The 20,116-nt window shown below is 45.3% G+C and carries 16 protein-coding genes and 1 other annotated feature; of the genes, 14 read left to right on the top strand and 2 right to left on the bottom strand.

The features are described from left to right. The first annotated feature begins 149 nt into the window (after positions 1–149). The 5 genes from rsfS to leuS all read left to right on the top strand — a co-directional run bounded on the left by rsfS (position 150) and on the right by leuS (position 6,576). Entirely contained in the window at positions 150–497 is a 348-nt protein-coding gene (rsfS, locus tag MKY92_RS21320) for a ribosome silencing factor (protein WP_036615136.1), read from the top strand. Next, on the top strand, positions 494–1,399 hold the full coding sequence (locus MKY92_RS21315; protein WP_237174336.1) for a S1-like domain-containing RNA-binding protein: 906 nt from the start codon (positions 494–496) through the stop codon (positions 1,397–1,399). Before rsfS ends, MKY92_RS21315 begins: the two co-directional genes overlap by 4 nt. A 321-nt stretch (positions 1,400–1,720) precedes the next feature. Next, positions 1,721–2,491 (top strand): class I SAM-dependent methyltransferase, encoded by a 771-nt coding sequence (locus MKY92_RS21310; protein ID WP_339297524.1) that lies wholly within the window; start codon positions 1,721–1,723, stop codon positions 2,489–2,491. Positions 2,492–2,716: 225 nt separating this feature from the next. Then, positions 2,717–3,673: an aminoglycoside phosphotransferase family protein gene (locus MKY92_RS21305; protein WP_339297523.1), complete on the top strand. Its 957-nt coding sequence runs from the start codon at positions 2,717–2,719 to the stop codon at positions 3,671–3,673. A 111-nt stretch (positions 3,674–3,784) separates the two neighbouring features. Further along, positions 3,785–4,053, top strand: a binding site (T-box leader). Between the two features lie 78 nt (positions 4,054–4,131). Beyond that, positions 4,132–6,576 (top strand): leucine--tRNA ligase, encoded by a 2,445-nt coding sequence (gene leuS / locus MKY92_RS21300; RefSeq protein ID WP_339297522.1) that lies wholly within the window; start codon positions 4,132–4,134, stop codon positions 6,574–6,576. Here the strand turns inward: leuS and comER are convergent. Further along, complete coding sequence (gene comER, locus MKY92_RS21295; RefSeq protein ID WP_036615122.1) at positions 6,557–7,402, bottom strand: late competence protein ComER; 846 nt, start codon at positions 7,400–7,402, stop codon at positions 6,557–6,559. The two genes, leuS and comER, sit on opposite strands and share 20 nt — an antisense overlap. Before the next feature lie 185 nt (positions 7,403–7,587). Here comER and MKY92_RS21290 point away from each other — a divergent pair, with 185 nt between their 5' ends. From MKY92_RS21290 to MKY92_RS21260, 7 genes are all read left to right on the top strand, one after another. Beyond that, a complete protein-coding gene (locus tag MKY92_RS21290) occupies positions 7,588–8,226 on the top strand; it encodes a helix-hairpin-helix domain-containing protein (protein WP_339297521.1) in 639 nt (212 codons plus the stop codon). Positions 8,227–8,265: 39 nt separating this feature from the next. Next, positions 8,266–8,784: a cytidine/deoxycytidylate deaminase family protein gene (locus MKY92_RS21285; RefSeq protein ID WP_017687196.1), complete on the top strand. Its 519-nt coding sequence runs from the start codon at positions 8,266–8,268 to the stop codon at positions 8,782–8,784. Positions 8,785–8,886: 102 nt separating this feature from the next. Further along, positions 8,887–11,760, top strand: a complete 2,874-nt coding sequence (locus tag MKY92_RS21280) for a ComEC/Rec2 family competence protein (RefSeq protein ID WP_339297520.1) — start codon at positions 8,887–8,889, stop codon at positions 11,758–11,760. A gap of 1,260 nt (positions 11,761–13,020) precedes the next feature. Continuing rightward, the gene (locus tag MKY92_RS21275) at positions 13,021–13,533 is read left to right on the top strand and encodes a sigma-70 family RNA polymerase sigma factor (RefSeq protein WP_339297519.1); all 513 of its coding nucleotides are present in this window, start codon (positions 13,021–13,023) and stop codon (positions 13,531–13,533) included. Then, positions 13,530–14,420 (top strand): RsiV family protein, encoded by an 891-nt coding sequence (locus tag MKY92_RS21270; protein WP_339297518.1) that lies wholly within the window; start codon positions 13,530–13,532, stop codon positions 14,418–14,420. Before MKY92_RS21275 ends, MKY92_RS21270 begins: the two co-directional genes overlap by 4 nt. A 171-nt stretch (positions 14,421–14,591) precedes the next feature. Beyond that, entirely contained in the window at positions 14,592–15,368 is a 777-nt protein-coding gene (locus MKY92_RS21265) for a DUF3298 domain-containing protein (protein WP_339297517.1), read from the top strand. A gap of 565 nt (positions 15,369–15,933) precedes the next feature. Beyond that, entirely contained in the window at positions 15,934–17,373 is a 1,440-nt protein-coding gene (locus tag MKY92_RS21260; RefSeq protein ID WP_339297516.1) for a polysaccharide deacetylase family protein, read from the top strand. A gap of 241 nt (positions 17,374–17,614) precedes the next feature. On the opposite strand, the gene MKY92_RS21255 is transcribed toward MKY92_RS21260, so the two are convergent. Continuing rightward, on the bottom strand, positions 17,615–17,917 hold the full coding sequence (locus tag MKY92_RS21255) for a hypothetical protein (RefSeq protein ID WP_145323317.1): 303 nt from the start codon (positions 17,915–17,917) through the stop codon (positions 17,615–17,617). A gap of 351 nt (positions 17,918–18,268) precedes the next feature. Here MKY92_RS21255 and MKY92_RS21250 point away from each other — a divergent pair, with 351 nt between their 5' ends. Both MKY92_RS21250 and MKY92_RS21245 read left to right on the top strand, forming a co-directional pair. Then, on the top strand, positions 18,269–18,817 hold the full coding sequence (locus MKY92_RS21250) for a sigma-70 family RNA polymerase sigma factor (protein WP_017687205.1): 549 nt from the start codon (positions 18,269–18,271) through the stop codon (positions 18,815–18,817). Further along, positions 18,814–20,097, top strand: a complete 1,284-nt coding sequence (locus MKY92_RS21245) for a zf-HC2 domain-containing protein (RefSeq protein ID WP_339297515.1) — start codon at positions 18,814–18,816, stop codon at positions 20,095–20,097. The genes MKY92_RS21250 and MKY92_RS21245 overlap by 4 nt, the downstream gene beginning before the upstream one ends. Positions 20,098–20,116 lie beyond the last annotated feature (19 nt).

Genomic DNA, 20,116 nt, shown 5'->3' with positions numbered 1-20,116 from the left:
TCAGCATCGAATATGAAATTCAGCCGAAATGTCCGTTGCTCACGTAGTTATCCTACGCTCCGCTACTCCATTTCTAGCTTTATTCCATCTTCTCGGTACTGAAAACTGATCTTTTTGAACACACAATTATAGATTATGGAGGTTGGTTCATGACAGTATCATCGAAAGAACTTATGAATATGGCGGTTGCTGCCGCTGACGACAAAAAGGCATCCAATATTGTAGCATTGGATCTGATTAATGTTTCTCTGGTGGCGGATTATTTTGTTATTTGTCACGGGAATTCCGATACACAGGTACAAGCCATTGCCACTGAAATTCGCAAACAGGCTCATGCAGCCGGAGCGACGATCAAAGGTATCGAAGGTATGGATTCTGCACGTTGGGTACTGATGGACATGGGCGATGTTGTTGTTCATATCTTCCACCGCGACGAGCGTGAATACTACAACATTGAACGACTCTGGTCTGATGCCAAAGTGGTGGAAACTGTATGAGTTTGATTGCTGGAACAGTCGTCTCTTTGCCGGTTTCACGTGAAGTGTCTCCGTTTGGCTTCTTTTTGACGACAGGATCGGAAGATGTACTTCTTCACTATACCGAGTTAACGCGGGATATTAAGATTGGTGAGACGCTTGAGGTATTTGTATTCTTTGATACAGAAGATCGTCTGGCCGTAACGATGAAAAAGCCTTATCTCATGCTCGGCGAAATGGCACGACTGGTTGTGGCTGATGTTCACCCACGACTGGGCTGTTTCCTGGAAATGGGACTTGGACGGCAATTGCTGCTTCCTATTCGTGAACTGCCTGAACTGGAAGAACTGCGTCCTCAAGTGGGGGATGAAGTCTTTGTAATCATGGAACATGACAAACAAGGACGTCTGCGTGCCAAATTGGCCGGGGAACGTGAACTTTCACCATTGTCTTTCCATGCTCCAACTTCATGGTTAAACGAGTGGGTTGAAGCGACGGTATACAAGCCACTGCAGATGGGTACTTTTGTACTTGTAGAGGGCGGTGTACTGGGCTTTGGCGCAATTGGCATGATTCATTCATCCGAACGTAGTCATATGCTGCGTCTTGGTGAAAAAGTGAAATGTCGGGTGACACTGGTACGTGAAGACGGACGTGTGAATCTGGCCATGACTCAACTCAAACAAGTTGGACGTAACGAAGATGCAGACAAGCTGCTCGCCTTTATGAAAGAGCGTCCAATGGGCGGCATGCCTTACTCGGATGCAACTCCGCCGGATATCATCAAGCAGCGCTTTGGCATCAGTAAGTCTGCGTTCAAGCGTGCCTTGGGCAAATTGATGAAGGATGGACTGGTGGTTCAAAAGGAAAGCTGGACGTATCTGTCCGAATCTGCTCCTGCAGATCAAAGTGAAGACAAGTAATCTTCCTGATTAAATAGTTGTAATATGGAACTCGGATAAGGCAGGGATAGGCTGGGTAAACACCGGATACCCCTGTCTTTACTTTTGTTATATAAATTGAACTAAACATTTACACGAAACGGAGAGGACAGAAAGAACCTGAAGAAGCGTAGCGTTCGCCTTTATCCCCGGATTTAATCCTTTATAAAAGGAATCAAAAAAATCTGGGGATAACAGTGATCGGAAGGTTGTTCTGTCATTGGAGTGTCCAGTGTAAATATTCTTTAGTTCAACTTATATAGATCAGGATTGGAAAATGAAATTGAAAGTGCGGTGCCTGACATGTCTTACCGGAAATTTGCCTATGTGTATGATGAATTAATGGAAGATATGCCTTATCCGGACTGGATAAGGTTTGCAAGAACAGCATGGGAAAAGCATGGAATGCCCAAAAGTGTCGCTGAACTTGGCTGTGGAACGGGCTCCATTACGATCCCGCTCGTGAACTCCGGTTTTGAAGTTACAGGCATTGACCTCTCAGCAGATATGCTGTCGGTTGCGCGCAGCAAGATGGAGGCAACACCTCAGGGTCATCGCTTGTATCGCGAGGGCAGTGTACGTTGGGTGCAGCAGGATATGCGGGAATGGCGAGTTCCGGAACCTGTGGATTCGGTGATATCTTTCTGTGATTGTGTCAATTATTTGCTCGAACAAGAAGATGTCATTCGAACATTCCAGCGGACATATGAGATGCTGAAGCCTGATGGAACGTTCCTGTTTGATGTGCATCATCCCAATACCCTTATTCGTTATGATGAGGAGCAGCCTTTTGTACTGGATGAGCGCTCCGTGTCGTATATTTGGACTTGTGATCTGGATCAGGATCGCTGTGAGATCGAACATCATCTCAGTATTTTTTCGCGTGTGGATGATGGTAACAAGGATATGTATCAGCGGTTTGAAGAAGTTCATGTCCAGCGCGCGTATAATCCGGACTGGATGAAGCTAGAGTTATCCAAGGCCGGTTTTAGAGACGTGAAGGTATATGCGGATTTTGAATGGAAAGAAGCTGGAGACAGCGCACAGCGCTTGTTCTACGTGGCTGTGAAGTAAGAGCGAAAGATGACAACTGTCCTTATGTATGGTGCATAAGGGCAGTTTTTTGTTTGATTTTTTATGGAGAATGAATAGCAATATTCTGTAATTGGGAAAGGGAATGCTAGGAAAGACATAACGACGTGACAAAAAGTATTGCCAGTTATAATAAACGAGGCGATAATAGTCGGATAGAAAGCGTTTTCTGAGAAAATAAATCAATTGTCAATGTGAGGTGTAGAAATGGAAAGTACATATAAAACAAGACTTACGTCAGAACAGTTGAATGCCATAATAGGGCAGCATTTCTCTGCAAGCATACAGGACTACAAGGAAATGGTGGATGGCTGGGCCAATCATGCATATCTCATTACACTGAGTGACGCACAGCGAGTGGTACTCAAAATTGCACCGTCGGCTTCGACAAATCTGATGCGCTGTGAACAGGATCTCATGATTGCTGAGGTTGAGGCACTACGCCTCATCACGGAGCTACAGGATGTTCCCGTACCTCAAGTGCTGGCTTATGATGACTCGTTAACCATGGCTTCAGCACGTTATTTTATCATGGAGTACATGTCTGGAACACCCTATAATCAGGTCAAGGATCAATATTCTGCGGATGAGCAGGAGGCCATTGAACACCAGCTGGGTCGGTACAATCGTCGAATTAATGAAATCAAGGGCGAGAAGTTTGGATATTTCTCGGAGCAAAAACAGTGTTATTCAACATGGAAAGAAACATTTATGAATTTGATGGATGATATTCTTACCGACGGGGAAGAAGCTGGAATTACATTTTCGATTGATTACCCTGAATTGAGACGCTTGATTGAAGAAAAGTTGGATGTGCTGGACGATGTCAAAGAACCTGTGCTTGTGAGTTGGGATCTGTGGGATGGCAATGTTCTGGTTGACAAAGGTCGCATCACAGCGATTATTGATTTTGAACGTTCTCTGTGGGCAGATCCTCTGATGGAGCATTACTTTAGTCATTTTAACTATACTCCAGGATTCGTGAAGGGATATGGGCATGCGATTACCACTGAAAGTGAGCTGAAAAGAAGAAGTCTCTATGACTTGTACTTTGATCTGGTGCTGCGCATTGAGTGCGCTTATCGTCAATATGATAATCAGGAACATGTGAATTGGACCATTCATAATCTGGAGGAAGGCATCCAGCGTTTTCGGATAACCTGAACAGCAACGAGTGTTATGAACGGTACGAACCGTGTGACTTAAAAGGGTCATTATAACGTGTAATATTGACTTTGGGCTTGCTTTTTTGTATAATGGTCCCGATATTGTATACATATTTCGATGATAAGGATCAGTAGTAATTCCTGTACATAACAGAGAGCCGGCGGTTGGTGGAAGCCGGTTGACAGTGATTTGCGAACTCGCCTTGGAGAAATGCGGTGATTACACCATTCTGTTTAACCTGCTTGTATAAAGCTCGGGTTCAGAATGGAAATCCGCATCGGTTAACCGCCGTTACAGGTCCAAAGGGAGTGGATGACGAAGCACGTTCGTCCGCTAACTAGGGTGGTACCACGGGAATTCAACCTCTCGTCCCTAGCGCTGCAAACGCTACGGGATGCTGAGGTTTTTTTGTTGCAATTAAAGCTAACGCGAATAACCTGAAGGAGGAACAATAGATGAGTGAGAATAACCAGCCGAAACACGGCTATCAGCCACAAGTCATGGAAAAAAGTTGGCAGCAATACTGGGATGCAAATAAAACGTTTAAAACGGGTGAAGACCCTGCTAAACCGAAATTTTATGCACTGGATATGTTCCCTTATCCATCCGGTTCAGGTCTGCACGTAGGCCACCCGGAAGGATATACGGCAACGGATATCGTTTCCCGATACAAACGTATGCGCGGTTACAACGTATTGCACCCAATGGGTTGGGATGCTTTCGGTCTGCCTGCTGAGCAGCATGCACTGGATACAGGTGAACATCCACGAGATATTACATTCCGTAATATTGACAACTTCCGTCGCCAGATCAAATCGCTTGGTTTCTCCTATGACTGGGATCGTGAGATCAGCACAACGGACCCTGAATACTATAAATGGACGCAATGGATCTTTATCCAACTGTATAATAAAGGCCTCGCTTATGTGGATGAAGTTGCAGTTAACTGGTGTGAAGCCCTTGGAACGGTACTTGCTAATGAAGAGGTTATTGATGGCAAGAGTGAACGTGGTGGACATCCGGTTGTACGCAAACCGATGCGTCAATGGGTTCTGAGAATTACCGAGTATGCAGAGCGTCTGTTGGAAGACCTGGAAGAGCTGGATTGGTCTGAAAGCATCAAGGATATGCAGCGCAACTGGATCGGTAAATCGACAGGTGCGGAAGTTGTATTTGCCATTGAGGGTCGCGAGGAAGTCATCAAGGTGTTCACTACCCGTGCGGACACATTGTTCGGTGCGAGCTTTGCAGTACTTGCTCCAGAACATGAATTGGTAGAAGCAATTACAACCGATGACCAACGTGAAGCGATTCAGGCTTATCAGGAGCAGGCTTCTCGTAAGAGTGATCTGGAACGTACAGATTTGGCCAAAGACAAAACAGGTGTATTCACTGGTGCTTATGCAATCAACCCTGTTAATGGTGCAAAACTGCCGATCTGGATTGCTGATTACGTTCTTGCAGGTTACGGTACAGGTGCGGTTATGGCAGTTCCGGGTCATGATGCACGTGACTGGGAATTTGCGAAGCAGTTTGGTCTAGATATCATCGAAGTTATTCAAGGTGGAGACGTTACACAAGAGGCTTATTCCGGTGATGGCGCACATGTGAATTCCGATTTCTTGAACGGACTGAATAATGAAGAAGCGGTTGCCAAGATGATTGCTTGGTTGGAAGAGAACGGTAAAGGACAAGGGAAAGTGACCTATCGTCTGCGCGATTGGCTGTTCAGTCGTCAGCGTTACTGGGGTGAGCCAATCCCGATTCTGCATCTGGAAGACGGAACGATGAAGACCGTACCGGAGGATCAACTTCCACTGCTGCTGCCTGATATCGACCAGATCAAACCTTCGGGTACAGGAGAATCACCACTGGCGAATGTTACGGAGTGGGTGAATACGGTAGATCCAGAAACGGGAATGAAGGCACGTCGTGAGACCAACACCATGCCACAATGGGCGGGTAGCTGCTGGTATTACCTGCGCTTTATCGATCCGCACAATGACAAGGAACTGATCTCCAAGGAGAAACAACAGCAGTGGTTGCCAGTTGATCTGTACATTGGCGGAGCAGAGCACGCGGTGCTTCACTTGCTGTACGCTCGTTTCTGGCACAAAGTGCTGTATGATCTGGGTGTTGTGGATACCAAAGAACCTTTCCACAAACTGGTGAACCAAGGTATGATCCTGGGTACCAATAATGAGAAAATGAGTAAATCCCGTGGTAATGTCATTAACCCGGATGAAATCGTGAATGAATTCGGTGCAGATACATTGCGTCTGTACGAGATGTTCATGGGACCATTGGAAGCGACAAAACCGTGGAATGCAAACGGGGTTGAAGGCATGCACCGCTTCCTGTCACGTGTATGGCGTCTCTTCATCAACGAAGACACAGGAGCCATCAATGACAAGATTACGGTGGACGGTGGAACGGATGAGTTCAAGCGGACTGCTCACAAAACGATCAAAAAAGTTACGGAAGATCTGGAACATCTGCGCTTCAACACATCCATCAGCCAGCTGATGATTTTCATCAACGATGCATACAAAGCGGACACACTGCCTCGTGAAGCGATGGAGAAATTTGTACAGCTGTTGTCACCACTGGCACCGCATATGGCAGAGGAACTGTGGAGCCGTTTGGGTCATGAAGGTGGAATCTCTTACGTGGCTTGGCCTGAATATGATGAGTCCATGACAGTGGATGCGGAAGTAGAAATCGTTGTTCAGGTAAATGGTAAAATTGTAACTCGTGCTACAATCGCGAAGGATCTGGATGCACAGGGTATGCAGGACTTTACGATGGAGCTGGCACCTGTTAAGCAGGCGCTGGAAGGCAAGACCATTCGCAAGGTCATTGCCGTTCCAGGCAAACTCGTTAATATTGTTGCCGGTTAATCTCACCGGCTCGGAATAATTCATCCAGCTTTAACAAATCTTCATCATATTTGTCATGTGTCGTGTGGATCAGGCTGTCGAAAACGCCGTCAAGACTAACCTTCAGCAGTGCAAGTGCCTGAGCGGTAATACCGCCAGGTACGGCGACACGAGCCTGAAGCTCTTGCGGGGTGTATCCTCCTTCGGTGAGCAGCTTGCCTGTTCCCAGGAGCATTTCGCCAGCCAGAGCGCAGGCATCTGCTCTTTTGATGCCGGTCAGCTTCACTGCACTTTCGATCCACTGTTCCAAAAAGAACGATATGAATGCAGGTCCGCAGCTGGAGAAGTCGGATGTGATTCGTGTACAGGCTTCATCCACTTGGTACGGCCTGCCTATATGACTGAGCAGACTTTCCAACACAGCGCGGTCTTCACTGGTCATTCGTTCGCCATGTATGCAGAGGGATGCTCCACTGCCGACTTGGTGTGTAACGCTGGGGATTACCTTGGAGACTTTGCAAGGAAGTGAAGATTCCAGATGTCGCAGCTGCACGGGACTGGTGATCGAGACAATTATATGATTGGGATTCACGACAGGCAGGATGTCGTCAATAACATGTTTGAATTCAAGCGGCTTCACGCACAGGAAGATGATATTACTTCGGATCACCGTTTCCCGATTGCTCTGGGATTCATGCAGACCGGGGTAACGGAGGGATAACTGACGTACTTTGGACGGGGTTCGATTGCTGGCCGCGATCTGCCGGGGCTCAAGTGCACCCGATTGGATCAAGGCATAGATTAGCAGGCTGCCCATGCTGCCGGTTCCGATAAATCCAACCTTCATTGTTTCAGGCCTCCTTTCATGCTTTACGGTACTGGCGCAGTTCATTCCCTCTATTCTATGCGTGAGGACCTGTTTCACATGACATGAAAAATGTATAACTTGTTTCATCAGGAAAGTTCAACGGTTCGGAAGCACCGCCCGTGTTCGAAATGAATGATTTTGAATTCAGGGAGAGGTGTGGAAGAATGAGATGGAACAAAGGGATGACCATTGCTGCTGCGGTGGTTGGAAGTATACTTATATTATGGTCGGGCAAAAGTGAACAACCACCTAGTGGCTGGGAACCCTTGCAGCTCGGCACCGAGAAGCCGACGATAGAGCAGGAACTCCCTGCTGTACAGTCGGCTAATTCGGTTCAGGGCAATACAGAAGCATCTTCTTCGGGAACCGAGGCAAGTGGGCTGCAGACTGGGAACGATGCGAAGGCAGGAGAGTCTAAAGAGCTTGCGAGCGTTGGGGTTGAAGGTGATTCGGGAGTTCAAACTCCAAATCAGACGAAAGATAATCCTTCAGATACGGCTACTTCGATTGAACCAGTGGCGCAAAGTACGAATTCGAATCCTTCGGTTCCCTCCGAGACGGGCTCGAACAGTAATCCACCTGTAGTTCGTGAGGAAGCTAGCGACAATGGTAAGATTGATGTGAATACTGCACCTGTCTCCAAGCTTACGGAGCTTCCCGGAATTGGAGAGAAGAAAGCTCAGGCTATTGTGGACTATCGGAATGCACATGGTCCTTTTGCAAAAGTCAGTGATCTGACAAAGGTCAAAGGAATCGGTATGAAGATGCTGGAGAAGATGGCGCCGTATGTGCAGATCCGTTAATATTAAAATATAAATTGTGTTAAGCGGGAGGAAAGCAGCATGAGTACAGAGGTACGCAAGGACTGGGATACGTATTTTATGGACATCGCGTATATGGTTTCCACCCGTTCCCGCTGTTCGCGTCGTCATGTGGGTGCCGTTCTTGTTCAGGGAAAGAAACTGCTGGGAACAGCCTATAATGGTGCACCCACCGGCGTCCCGGATTGTTCTGAAGCAGGTTGTATGATATCGGAAGAGTATGAGTTGGTCGTGACCGATGGGCAAGAAGAAATGGTGAAAAAGCAACGATGCATTCGCACAATCCATGCGGAGCAAAATTTACTTTTATTCACAGATCGAATTGACCGCGAAGGCTCGTCCGTGTACGTGACCGACGAACCGTGCTGGACATGTGCCAATATGCTGGCGAATAGCGGGATTACAGAAATCGTGTTTCATCGTTCTTATCCTAAAGATACCGGCAAGGTTACCAATATGATGGAACAGAAGGGCATAACGTTCCGCAGGCTGGAGAATTACCAGCCCCCGCGGGAAACGATGATGACTGTGAGCAATTAATGTGAATATGGTCGAATACGTGAGGGAGAACCTCCGGCAAGCCTGAATTGGCTTTTCGGGGGTTTTTCTGCGTTCAACGGGTGAAATGATGGAGGGGTAGAAATGAAAGGCAGACCGTTATTAAGTTTTACGATTTGTTGGTTGTGCGGGAGCGGGATAGCATGCGCGTTAACAGGCTGGATGTTAATCTGGGGGCTAATTGGAGCTCTGGCATGTCTGCCACTTTTACTTCATTTTATTAATGTGCGTGGATGGTCTGTTTTATTTTTACTTGTTGCCTTTATTGGAGGCGCTGCACATTGGGAATGGAATGATGCACGCAATCATAGCAGTCTGTCCAAGACTACTCACATCACTGCTAAAGAGTTGGACGGTTTGGCAGCCGAAATTAAGGGTGAGCTGGTGTCAGATGTGCGCATTGATGGAGACCGGGCTGACTTTAAGATACAGATGTCTACAATATTGGCAACATCGGATTCGTCAGCAGATACAGATCTCGCATCATCATCTGCATTCAACATAAATGAACAATTGATCGTACAAGTCAGACTGTTGGAGGAAGAAGAACAACAGGTAGCAACGGGCTGGAAGAGGGGCGATGCAATCACACTTAATGGTTCTTTTGCCCTTCCTGGCGAAGCAAGAAACTTTGGCGGGTTTGATTATCGCAGTTATTTGCGAACCCTGCATATCCACTGGTTGTTCAAAGTGAAGGGAGCCAGTTCGGTAACAGCAGTTACTCCTGAGGGACTTGGACAATATAACGTGCTACGGTGGACGGATTGGACTAGGCATAAGTTGGGCTCGGCGGTTGAGCAGTTATTTCCAGAGCCTCATGCAGGATATATGAAGGGTCTTATTCTCGGGATGGCTACTGATATCGATCCAGGTACCTATGGTCAGTTTTCACAACTGGGTCTAACGCATATCCTGGCTATCTCTGGAACCCATGTCGCTGTATATGTTGCTTCGTTGCTTCTCATTCTATCCTGGCTAAGGCTTACCAGAGAGACGGCGCTCACGATTGTTCTGATCCTGGTGCCAGCTTATGTACTGTTATCCGGAGGGTCACCTTCAGTGATTCGGGCAGGAATGATGTCCATGATTGGTCTGTATATGGCACGTCGTGGCCTCGCCAGAGATGGTCTTCAGATGATTAGTGCAGCAGCGTTGCTGATGATGTGGTGGGACCCGTACTTTTTGCTGAGCGTGAGCTTCCAATTATCCTTTCTCGTGACCGCAGGTTTGATGATCTATATGCCACTGATAAACCGGCTGTTCAGCAGTTGGCCGAAATCTCTGGCTGCAACAGCATCCGTTACCGTGACCGCTCAGTTGATTTCGTTCCCAGTAACTATTTTGTATTTCAACCAGTTCTCGCTACTCTCATTTGTAGCTAACTTTCTGCTGGTTTCTTTGATCAGTGCTATTGTATTACCTCTGGGGACGGTCGCCATGTTATTGTCATTCATATGGGTTCCCTTGGCGAAACCTCTCGCATGGATTGCGATGCAACTGAATCAACTGACTTTTGTAAGCGTGGAGTGGTTGAACAGCCTGCCAGGTTTTGTGTTGATCTGGGCAACACCGCCCTTGTTATGGATCGCTGCATATTATGCCGTGTTGTATGCTTTGCTCTACCTGTTGCATCGTGGCAATGGTGAGCAGCGAGAAACAACGTTTATTGAGGAGGAGACGGCACCTCTTGTGAGGCGACAACCTCCAGTTTCCATGGGGAATGTGGGCATTCGCTCTTCGATGTCTAAAGCGGCACAGGATCAGGATCAAGGTAAGAAACGTGTAGATGGAAAAGAAACTTCATTAACGACATTAGGAGCCAGTATTGCCTGGCCGGAGTATGCAAGTGCATTTACCGCACGAGGTGCAGGGTATTATTCAAATGTACGAATGAGTAGAGCTCAGCAATGGTTGTGCGGGTTTCTGGCGCTCAGCTTTATTGCTGGATTATGGTGGGCATATCAGACTCCCAAGCCTGCTGGAACCGGCATCGTGCAGTTTTTGGATATTGGCCAAGGGGACAGCACGTTGATTACGACCCCGGAAGGCAAACACATTCTGGTAGATGGCGGGGGAACGGTTAGTTTTGGGAACACCGAACAATCTTGGAAAACAAGACGTGATCCGTACGAGGTGGGAGCCAAGGTCGTTGTTCCTCTATTGAAAAAGAGAGGCATCCATCAACTGGACGCTGTCATTGTAACGCATGCTGACCAGGATCATGCCGGAGGACTACAGGCTGTGCTGGAACAGATTCCAGTTAAACGTTTCATGTTTAATGGCACGACCAGCGGTAAGGATGACTTTGAAAAGTTACTGGACACAGCCATGGAACAGAAAATCCCCCTATACGCCATTCAGCAGGGCATGTCCTATAAGGCTGATAAGCAGACAAGTTTACATTTTATAGCTCCGGATCTGGCACATATGGATGTAAATGTATCGGGCAGTTTGCCTGTATCTGAACACCAGAATCATGATTCCGTTGTCTTTTTGCTGGAAATGGCGGGGGCTTCCATGTTGTTCACCGGAGATATGGATGCAGCAGCCGAGCAGGACCTGCTCTATATGATTCAAGATGGCTCATTGGCTGCCCAGTTTGAACAGAAAGGTGCAGATCTTGGAGTTACAGAGGGGGTCGTACAAAGGGTACTTACTCGCCCGTTGCAGGTTGATTCAAAAGATGTTTCAGCATCTGTCTCCATTGACGTTCTAAAGGTCGCTCATCATGGTAGTAAAACATCGTCCACCGAAGCCTGGCTCCAATACTGGAACGCCAAAACCGCTGTGATATCTGCAGGAGTTAACAATACATATGGGCATCCCAATCCAGGAGTGATGGAACGTCTGGAGGCTACCGGGTCGGATATTTATCGGACAGATCAGATGGGTGAGGTCCAGATGAGGGTCAAAGATGGGGAGATTGATGTTCGATACAAGCTGGTCGGGGTTGAGTGACGGCACATAATCTATTTATCGGTGTGAAGATGAGTGAAGAAAACTCCGATTTAATACCAACTGGAAGGTTAAAAAGACAAGAGAACATACCACAATGTGGATAGTCTGAGCGGAAAAAGTATTGAAGTTACGTGTAAATATCGAGTAGATGACCCCACCTATGCAGCCTAATAGAGCATATGCGGCAATAGCAACGAGCAATTTCATATACGTATTATCTTTTTTTCTGTATAAAAGTAATCCATCCACTAATATAGAAAGGGGCGTAAGTAAGAAAAGTAAAATAGCGAGGTTAATCAATAATCCAACTGAAAATGTATACCCGAATGAATAATAGTAGGTATTCTCTAATCTTTCATCTATAGGGACATAGTGATATATCCCTATTGCAAGTGAAATGAACACTGCAGTTAATACAGCTGCAACTATTTTTCCGCGCGGCCTATTGATTCTATGGGTTTTTGTCATTCGAAAATTGACCTCCCTAAATAACTATATTCAATAAGAGATAGGCTAAGGCGTTACTATATTTTAACATACAGAAGTTGAGGAAAAGTGGGAATTAGAGAAAGAAAGTACTTAGTTGACCTATAAAAGAAAGAAGTCGTTTCACTGCGAACGACTTTTTTTTATTTCATGGTGGTGACATATTTTTTTTTTGGTATTGGCAGGGTAGGAAATGAGGGAGGGGAGGCGTGGTTCCACCGGCGCAGATCAGAAGGGGACGGATTAAAAATATGAAATATCGTTACTATAGAAAGCCTACAACGACAAAGGCGCTACAGATTACCAAACGACTTATAGAATCCGGTAGGCTTTAGCCTGGTGAGATTGTCAGCATTCACGGCACATTCACACAAAGAAGATGGTACAGGCTTAGATTCATACAGCCGGTGAGAATTTCAGTTTACTGGCTTCTACTGGTTTTATAGCGGAGAAGGCCTAACCACTGAAGAGGAATTGAAGTATTTCATGCTGGAAATGGCAGGATACCGTCAATGAGAACATTACAAAAGTTTCAAATGAATTCAGTCATCGGTAGTAGGCTGGTATTCGGCAAGCAAAGGAAGGGAAGATTATTTTTAAAAGGACGAGGTGCATTTAATAGAGGCGTCGAGGTTTACGCTTAGCTGCTTGTGAGGGCCTTGAACGATTTGCAGAAGTGAAAAAAAATTTTGGATGCGAAAACTTTTTGGGAACCCGTATACGTCTTACTTCTTGTTACGACAAAAGATTTATATAGAAAAGGGATAATCGACCATGTTCAATAGGAAAACTGAAAAAATTCTTACACACTGTATTACCGAGCATAAAGAGAATGTATACCGACTTGCGTATAGCTATGTCAAAAATAAGGATGATGCCCTGGATATCGTACAAGACTCCATATACAAAGCGATGACGAATCTCGAACGTTTGAAGAACCCAGACGCGGTCAAAAGCTGGTTTTACCGGATTGTGGTGAATACCGCCCTGGATTTTCTGCGCAGAAACAAAAAGGTTCAGGCGATGGATCATGAAATGATCGAAACCTACAGCCTCGGGGCAGAAGATACGTATACGGACATTGATTTGAAGCTAACGCTCGAATCCTTGCCGGATAAATACAAGAGTGTCATTATACTGAGATATTTTGAAGACATGAAGATCGAGGAAGTTGCTGCTGTACTGGATGAGAATTTGAATACGATTAAAACAAGGCTGTATCAGGCGCATCAGCTATTGCGAATCACAATGAATGATGAAACAACCAAAGGAGAACGAGTAAGATGAACAATAACATCGAACAGCTGCGAAAAGAATATCAAGAAATACCCATTCCAGATGAATTGGATAGCATTGTAAACCAATCGATTCATAAATTCTCTAAGGAGGGAAGGAGGGGCCGCGGCTCAAAGTACAGATGGTTAGCCGTTTCCAGTGCGGCTGCGTTCATGTTCCTTATTGCGATCAATGTGAGCCCTCCTGTAGCGAAAGCCTTGTCATCCATACCGGGTGTGGACCGGGTTATCCAAGTGCTCACGTTCAAGGAATACGTGGTTGACGAGTCTAATTACAATGCGAATATCAAAGTGCCTTCCATTACCGATATGGAGAATGAGCAGTTGCAAAGCGGGTTGAACGAGAAATATATGAAGGAGAACAAAGCGCTTTACGAAAAGGTTCAGACGGAAATCAGCGAATTGAAGAAGCAAGGCGGAGGCCATCTGGGACTTGATGTCGGATATGAAGTAAAGACGGACAACGACGAGATTTTATCTATACAAAGATACGTGGTCGAGACCGCCGGTTCATCCTCGGAGGAGCTTCAGTTTGATACGATCGATAAGAAAAACCAAATCCTCATCACTCTGCCGATGCTGTTCAAGGACGATCGTTATGTACGACTCATCAGCGACAACGTTATAGAGCAGATGCAGGTGCAAATGAAAGCGGACCCTAATAAGATTTACTGGGCTCCGGGAGCTACCGACGTGCCGGTCACCAGTGAGTTCCAGAGCATTGCGAAGGATCAAGGCTTCTATATCAACAACGACGGAAAGCTGGTGATTGCTTTCAACGAATATGACGTTGCGCCAGGCTATATGGGTTCTGTGGAATTCGTCATTCCCACGGATGTGTTGAAAGACGTTCTGATTAACAACAAATACATTAAGTAATGGAAGAGACCGGTGATCGGGTACCCCGCGCCGGTTTTTTTTTGTTAGTACTTTGGTCGAAGAGACATTGTTTTATTTTTGATTTTCCAAAACTTTCTGTACCATCTCATGCGTCTAGCCAATGAGTGTGCGTGATTAGACACTCATACAAAGAGATGGAGGATGAAAGCTATGAAAAAGAAAACGATAAAATACATGAAGATGGGGGCCATGGGCTGTGTAGCCATGCTCGGCGTCGGCGCAGCGAGCTTATCTGCAAATGCGCTGGCCTCGGCACCTGTTTCAGCAAACGTAACTGTCAGCTCTAAGGTACATGCAACCGTCCCTTCGGCTACAGGAGTAAAAATCGTGGAGAAGGTACTGAGCACAACAAGCAAGAACCTTATTGTGAACATCAAGGTACCGCAGCTGGACGGCATGCTGGACACCAGATACCAGAATGAACTGAATGGCATCCTTTTATCCAGTGCGCAAAAGGATCTTGCTCAGTGGGAGAAGGATGCCGCAGAAACGGCCAAAAAGGCAAAAGTAAATCACCAGAAGTTCCACCCCTATGAATTTTACGTCAGCTATAAGCTAAAGTCGGACGGAACTGGAAAGCTGGCAGGAGTAGTTTCGCTTGAAGTAATCACGGAAGGTTACAAGGGGGGGACGAGCATGCCACGGATCGATACCTACAACTTGAAAAATGCCTCTGCGGGTCAGCGCGTGACATTGGAGGATATCCTCGGTTCTAACTATAAAGAAAAGCTTGATGCAAATATTCTTGCGCAAATGAGAAAGGATCCCGATCAATACTTCCTGGAAGAATTCAAAGGGACGTTCACGGAACAGTCGTTTTATATTGAAAAAGGCGAACTGGTTATCGTCTTCCCGAAATACAGTATCGCGCCGGGATATGTGGGTTCACCGGAGTTCCGTTTCAATTTGAAGAATGCCAGCCTCTGAGGCAAAGCCGAATGATATGAAGCCAGAAGTCGCAGTAAAGTTGGATCTGAAAAAGGTGGCAGCTTGCTTCTTCTCGAGAATGGCTCCCAAAGCGCTCGGCGTAGCCACTTCGATTCATAAAAATCAGTTTTACGTGCAATCCAATTTGTGTCCGACATTCTAAATGTACAAGTACAACATTAATTCAAGTCTTATGCTGGAAACATGACGATTATTCTGAATGTGGCATCCCGAAGACTCTCGTCTTACGGGATGCTTTTTTTAGTTCTAAAGGTAGAAGTTCCATGAAAATGTTTTGTTCTCTTCATTGATTACATTAATTGGAGAAAACTTTTTTCACAAGCTCGGCGTCCTGCCTATGAGCGACAAATCAAAAAGGATAGGGACGAAAGCAAAATGCATGATGGGCTTAGGGGGATTTGCGTGGCTCCTCATTATCGATCTGTCGAGAGTGCAGGCACTCAGTGGTGCTTTTCTGTCATCGATGTTTTATGTGAATAACGGAAGAAAGGATAGACAATGACTTGCAGTTTTATGACTAGAATAAAGATAAGGATGATTTGAAATGAACAAAAAGAAGAAAACACGGTGGCCCGTTTGGCTGGTTGGATTTATTGTATTAGCTGGCGGGATTCTAGGAATCAATCTAATGGTGCAAAATGTTCTAGCTGGTAACCACAGCGTGACAGAGAACGTTGAAGTGTCACCCAGTGCATACCCAGGCTTAAATATCGAAACAAGGACGAAGAATACGAAGCATTATATATTGTCGATTAGCAACGTCCTAACAAATAGCAAGGAGATTAATACTCCTATTCAGACGTGGGTCAATGATCAGGAAAAGAAATTCTTAACCCAGGTTGAGACCGGTGCAAAAACGCTTCAAGGCGATCATCGTGCTGAATTGAATATTACAGTAGATACGAATAAAATTAATGACCATTTATATAGTTTAGTGTTCACTTCCTATCAAATCACCACAGGCGGTGCTAATGGACAATCGATAATAAAATCTTTTAATATCGACACAGCTGAAAATAAAATGTTGAATTTATCCGATATCATGACTTATGACAAAGCAGCTCTTGACCATATTATGTCAATCGTGAAGGAAGAATTGAAGAAACAGAAAAACGTCCACTCTTATGTATTCGAAGCAGAACTTCAAGAATCTATAAAAAATCCATCTGAATGGAAATGGTCCATAGGTAACGGAGTCTTTACTTTATACTTTAATAAATACGAGATCGCTGCTGGTGCAGCCGGAACGGTCCAAGTGAACATTCCACTGAAATCCTTGCATTCCTACTTGAAGAAGGACCTTACTAAAAAATGGAATATTACTTATGAAAATAACGATGAACCAAAAGGGAAGAGGCCAACTCAGCCTCCGCTTGATCCTAAAGGGAAATATGTGGCTCTTACCTTTGATGATGGGCCTCACCCAAAGGTGACACCTAGAGTTCTAAAGACTTTGAAGGAGTACAACGCGAAGGCTACTTTCTTCATGCTGGGCGTACAAGTAGAGTATTATCCTGATATGGCTAAAAAGGTTGCTAAGGCCGGCCACGAGATCGGCAATCACTCCAAGAGTCATCCGAATCTGGCGAATATGAGCCTGAGTGAGGTGCGCAAACAAATCAAAGAGTCATCGGACCGAATCAAAGATGCGACTGGAGAAAAACCAACCCTATTCCGTCCGCCTTATGGTGCTATGAATGAATCAGTCAAAAAAGTCACCAAAGAACAGAAAACACCCATTATTTTATGGTCTGTGGATTCGCTGGATTGGAAAAGCCGGAACGCTCAAGCTGTAAATAAAGAGGTTGCTAAAAACATCAGATCAGGTTCGATTGTACTTATGCATGATATTCACGCTTCTACAGCTGATGCACTGCCCCAAATGCTTAAATCACTAAAAAAGCAAGGCTACCAATTCGTAACGGTTTCTCAGTTGTTGTCCTTGAATGAATCCACAGGAAATGGCCCTTATTATAATCGATAAGTTCATCACACCAAAAGAGGTACTAACCTTCGTTTTTCTAAGGTTTGTGCCTTTTCTATAAGAATGGATTTGCACTATCCTATATAAACCGACCTTCATTTATTTGGATTTAAAAATCATTCCTTGCTGTTTCATTTGATTGCAAGTCACAGCACAAAAAAAGCCCGCTTTCCGTTACACTCCACGAGGGAGAATATCGGAAAACGGGCCATTTTTTCAAAATGTAGAAGAAATATAAGAACTACTCCACGCCATCCTTAAAGTGTTTGTTCCAATGTTTGTCACCCTTGTGTAACAGATCTTCTACCGTTTTCTCAAGAGTCATCAACAGTTGTGCTCTCACATCAAGTACGGTTTCTCTGTACAAGCGTTCTTCCGTTCCAACGATTTTATCGCCGTATAATGCCTGTGCAGCTACGTACTTCCGATGTTCCTCAACCAGAGTATCGATGGACTCCAATGCGTGTTCCACAAAATGGGAAATGCTTTGGTATTCTTTGGGCATTTGTTCTTTTAAAGCTTGAATTTTCGCAAGAGCTGGCATGCTCATCACCTCGTGTTTATGAATGTAAATTTACAATACACTATTTTCATGAAAATTGCATTAAAATCAGCTTAAATTTGGACAAATTTCGACTTTTTTTATTTTAGGAACCAAAAAAGTGCTTATCTATAATGTATGCCATTGCATTTGAATTGAGTCGTGTAAGTAATGGAATCCCTTTTGGATACGTTTGGTGACTCGTTATGCAATTTCTGTTATTCTAAGAGAAGATTTCAGCGGCCCTAATACATACGCCGTTATTTTGTTATGGCAAATTAAAAAAATACTTAACTTTGCAACAATTTTATTGATGATCACGTCTGTAAGGTTGCAGGGAGAGGGGGATCCTTTGTGGTAGAGCCGGAACTCATCAGAGCCGCTCAATCGGGCGATCGCGACGCTCTAATTACCCTATTGCGGGAGATTGAACAACATGTCTATCGGACCGCATATTACATTCTAAATAATGAACAGGACGCTTTGGATGCTGCTCAGGAAGCGTTGATCCGAATTTACACCAAAATCAATTCTTACGAAGAAAAGGCCCAATTCAAAACATGGGTACAACGCATCGTCACGAACATCTGTATTGATAAATTCAGAAGAACCAAGCCGTCCGTCTCCATTGACGAACATGACATGGTTTTTCAGGATAATCAGGATGTGGAGTACGAGGTCATGTCTACATATGTGGCCCAGGACATTCAGGATGCGATCAACAAGCTTCCCGAGCATCATCGTACCGTTATTGTTCTAAGATATTTGCAGGACTTATCCTACAATGAAATTGCGGATTGTCTCGATCTTCCGTTGAATACGGTGAAATCTTATTTATTTAGAGCCAGACAGCAATTACAGAATCTACTACAGGAATATCAGAAAGGTGGTGTGACAGGATGAAATGCGAAGAGGTGGTGGAATGGATGCACCGCTATCTGGATCATGATCTGGGCGAGGCGGAAACCGCGCAGATGCTACAGCATGTGGCGAAGTGTCCGGAGTGCGCCGAAAATTTTAGTTTACTCAGAGCTCTTTCCAGAGAACTGGAAGAATTACCGCAAGTAAGCCCGAAATTTAGTCTGGTTGATGCGATTATGCCACAGCTTGATGCCATTGACGAAGCGCGGAAGGAACAAAGTAGCACCATACAGGAAATGAATCCTGTCCCCGCTGCATTTGAGAATTTACAACGTTCAAGTGAGCGGAAAACGAAGCAAAAATGGCTTAACTCGATGGCAGGACGTATGTCGGTGGGTGCAGCGGCTGCGGCAGTTGTATTGGGATTCGCCATCTGGGGATATCAGCCTGAACAGATTGAGAATGCCGATTCCATGTTGATGAGCTCTGGAGCTTCTCAAGAGAGCGGCAATGTAGATGAAAATCCATTAAGCAAGAATATTGAAAATTATGATCCTGCCACTTCGTCCCAACCAAGCAGCAACGATGTGTTTGTGGATCAATCGAATGTTTCACCAACTGAACCAGATAACCAAGGCGTAGAAACAATTCCTGAAGAGAACGGTGGAGATGAGGTGCAGGAGCCTGAAGTTCAGTCAGATCCGACACCTAAACAACCGGCTACCGAATCAACGCCTGCTCCGAATAAAGGACCGCAGGATAATTCGTCCAAAACTCCTCCGACCGATAATCACAATAATCAGGTTCAGAACCAAGATTCTGAGCAGAGAATTCAGGGATCAGGAGATGCTCCTAAATCTTCTGCAGATGGGGAAGAGAATGGAGTAACAGAAACAGAAAATGGAGATGCCCAATCCTTCACTTCTCAGGATACAACACCTAATATGACTGAAGATGCTCCGGTTGAAGGTAACACTGTACCTGATTCCAGTGCAGGTGCAGACGCTTCTGGCGGAAACAAAGGATTCGCAGCAGGACCGGATCAGGGAATGGCTACAACAGCAGTACCAAAAGAATGGAAATCACCTGACGGCTCTTATGTAGTTATGCTTATTGGTGATCAAATCAGCATATACTCCAAACCTGTGAGCGAACCGGATGTTCTAAATTTGGTTGAACAACGCAGCATAGAGGGGACACTGAAGTCAGCGAGTTGGTCAAAGGATGGTACCCTTTTTAATTACGAAACGGACAAGGACGGAACAACGGCGAAGAACTCGTTTAATGTACCTGCTGTTTCAGGTGGAGCTCCTGCGAAATAATTAAAAATGGGGAGTGCGC

It is taken from the genome of Paenibacillus sp. FSL R5-0623 (genome assembly GCF_037974265.1).
GTDB lineage: Bacteria > Bacillota > Bacilli > Paenibacillales > Paenibacillaceae > Paenibacillus.
This window is presented reverse-complemented; position numbering and strand designations above follow the sequence as displayed.

Excerpts from the sequence above, each read along its gene's own strand:
- rsfS (WP_036615136.1), top strand. The coding sequence starts at position 150 with ATGACAGTATCATCGAAAGAACTTATGAATATGGCGGTTGCTGCCGCT.
- MKY92_RS21315 (WP_237174336.1), top strand. The coding sequence starts at position 494 with ATGAGTTTGATTGCTGGAACAGTCGTCTCTTTGCCGGTTTCACGTGAA.
- MKY92_RS21310 (WP_339297524.1), top strand. The coding sequence starts at position 1,721 with ATGTCTTACCGGAAATTTGCCTATGTGTATGATGAATTAATGGAAGAT.
- MKY92_RS21305 (WP_339297523.1), top strand. The coding sequence starts at position 2,717 with ATGGAAAGTACATATAAAACAAGACTTACGTCAGAACAGTTGAATGCC.
- leuS (WP_339297522.1), top strand. The coding sequence starts at position 4,132 with ATGAGTGAGAATAACCAGCCGAAACACGGCTATCAGCCACAAGTCATG.
- comER (WP_036615122.1), bottom strand. The coding sequence starts at position 7,402 with ATGAAGGTTGGATTTATCGGAACCGGCAGCATGGGCAGCCTGCTAATC.
- MKY92_RS21290 (WP_339297521.1), top strand. The coding sequence starts at position 7,588 with ATGAGATGGAACAAAGGGATGACCATTGCTGCTGCGGTGGTTGGAAGT.
- MKY92_RS21285 (WP_017687196.1), top strand. The coding sequence starts at position 8,266 with ATGAGTACAGAGGTACGCAAGGACTGGGATACGTATTTTATGGACATC.
- MKY92_RS21280 (WP_339297520.1), top strand. The coding sequence starts at position 8,887 with ATGAAAGGCAGACCGTTATTAAGTTTTACGATTTGTTGGTTGTGCGGG.
- MKY92_RS21275 (WP_339297519.1), top strand. The coding sequence starts at position 13,021 with ATGTTCAATAGGAAAACTGAAAAAATTCTTACACACTGTATTACCGAG.
- MKY92_RS21270 (WP_339297518.1), top strand. The coding sequence starts at position 13,530 with ATGAACAATAACATCGAACAGCTGCGAAAAGAATATCAAGAAATACCC.
- MKY92_RS21265 (WP_339297517.1), top strand. The coding sequence starts at position 14,592 with ATGAAAAAGAAAACGATAAAATACATGAAGATGGGGGCCATGGGCTGT.
- MKY92_RS21260 (WP_339297516.1), top strand. The coding sequence starts at position 15,934 with ATGAACAAAAAGAAGAAAACACGGTGGCCCGTTTGGCTGGTTGGATTT.
- MKY92_RS21255 (WP_145323317.1), bottom strand. The coding sequence starts at position 17,917 with ATGCCAGCTCTTGCGAAAATTCAAGCTTTAAAAGAACAAATGCCCAAA.
- MKY92_RS21245 (WP_339297515.1), top strand. The coding sequence starts at position 18,814 with ATGAAATGCGAAGAGGTGGTGGAATGGATGCACCGCTATCTGGATCAT.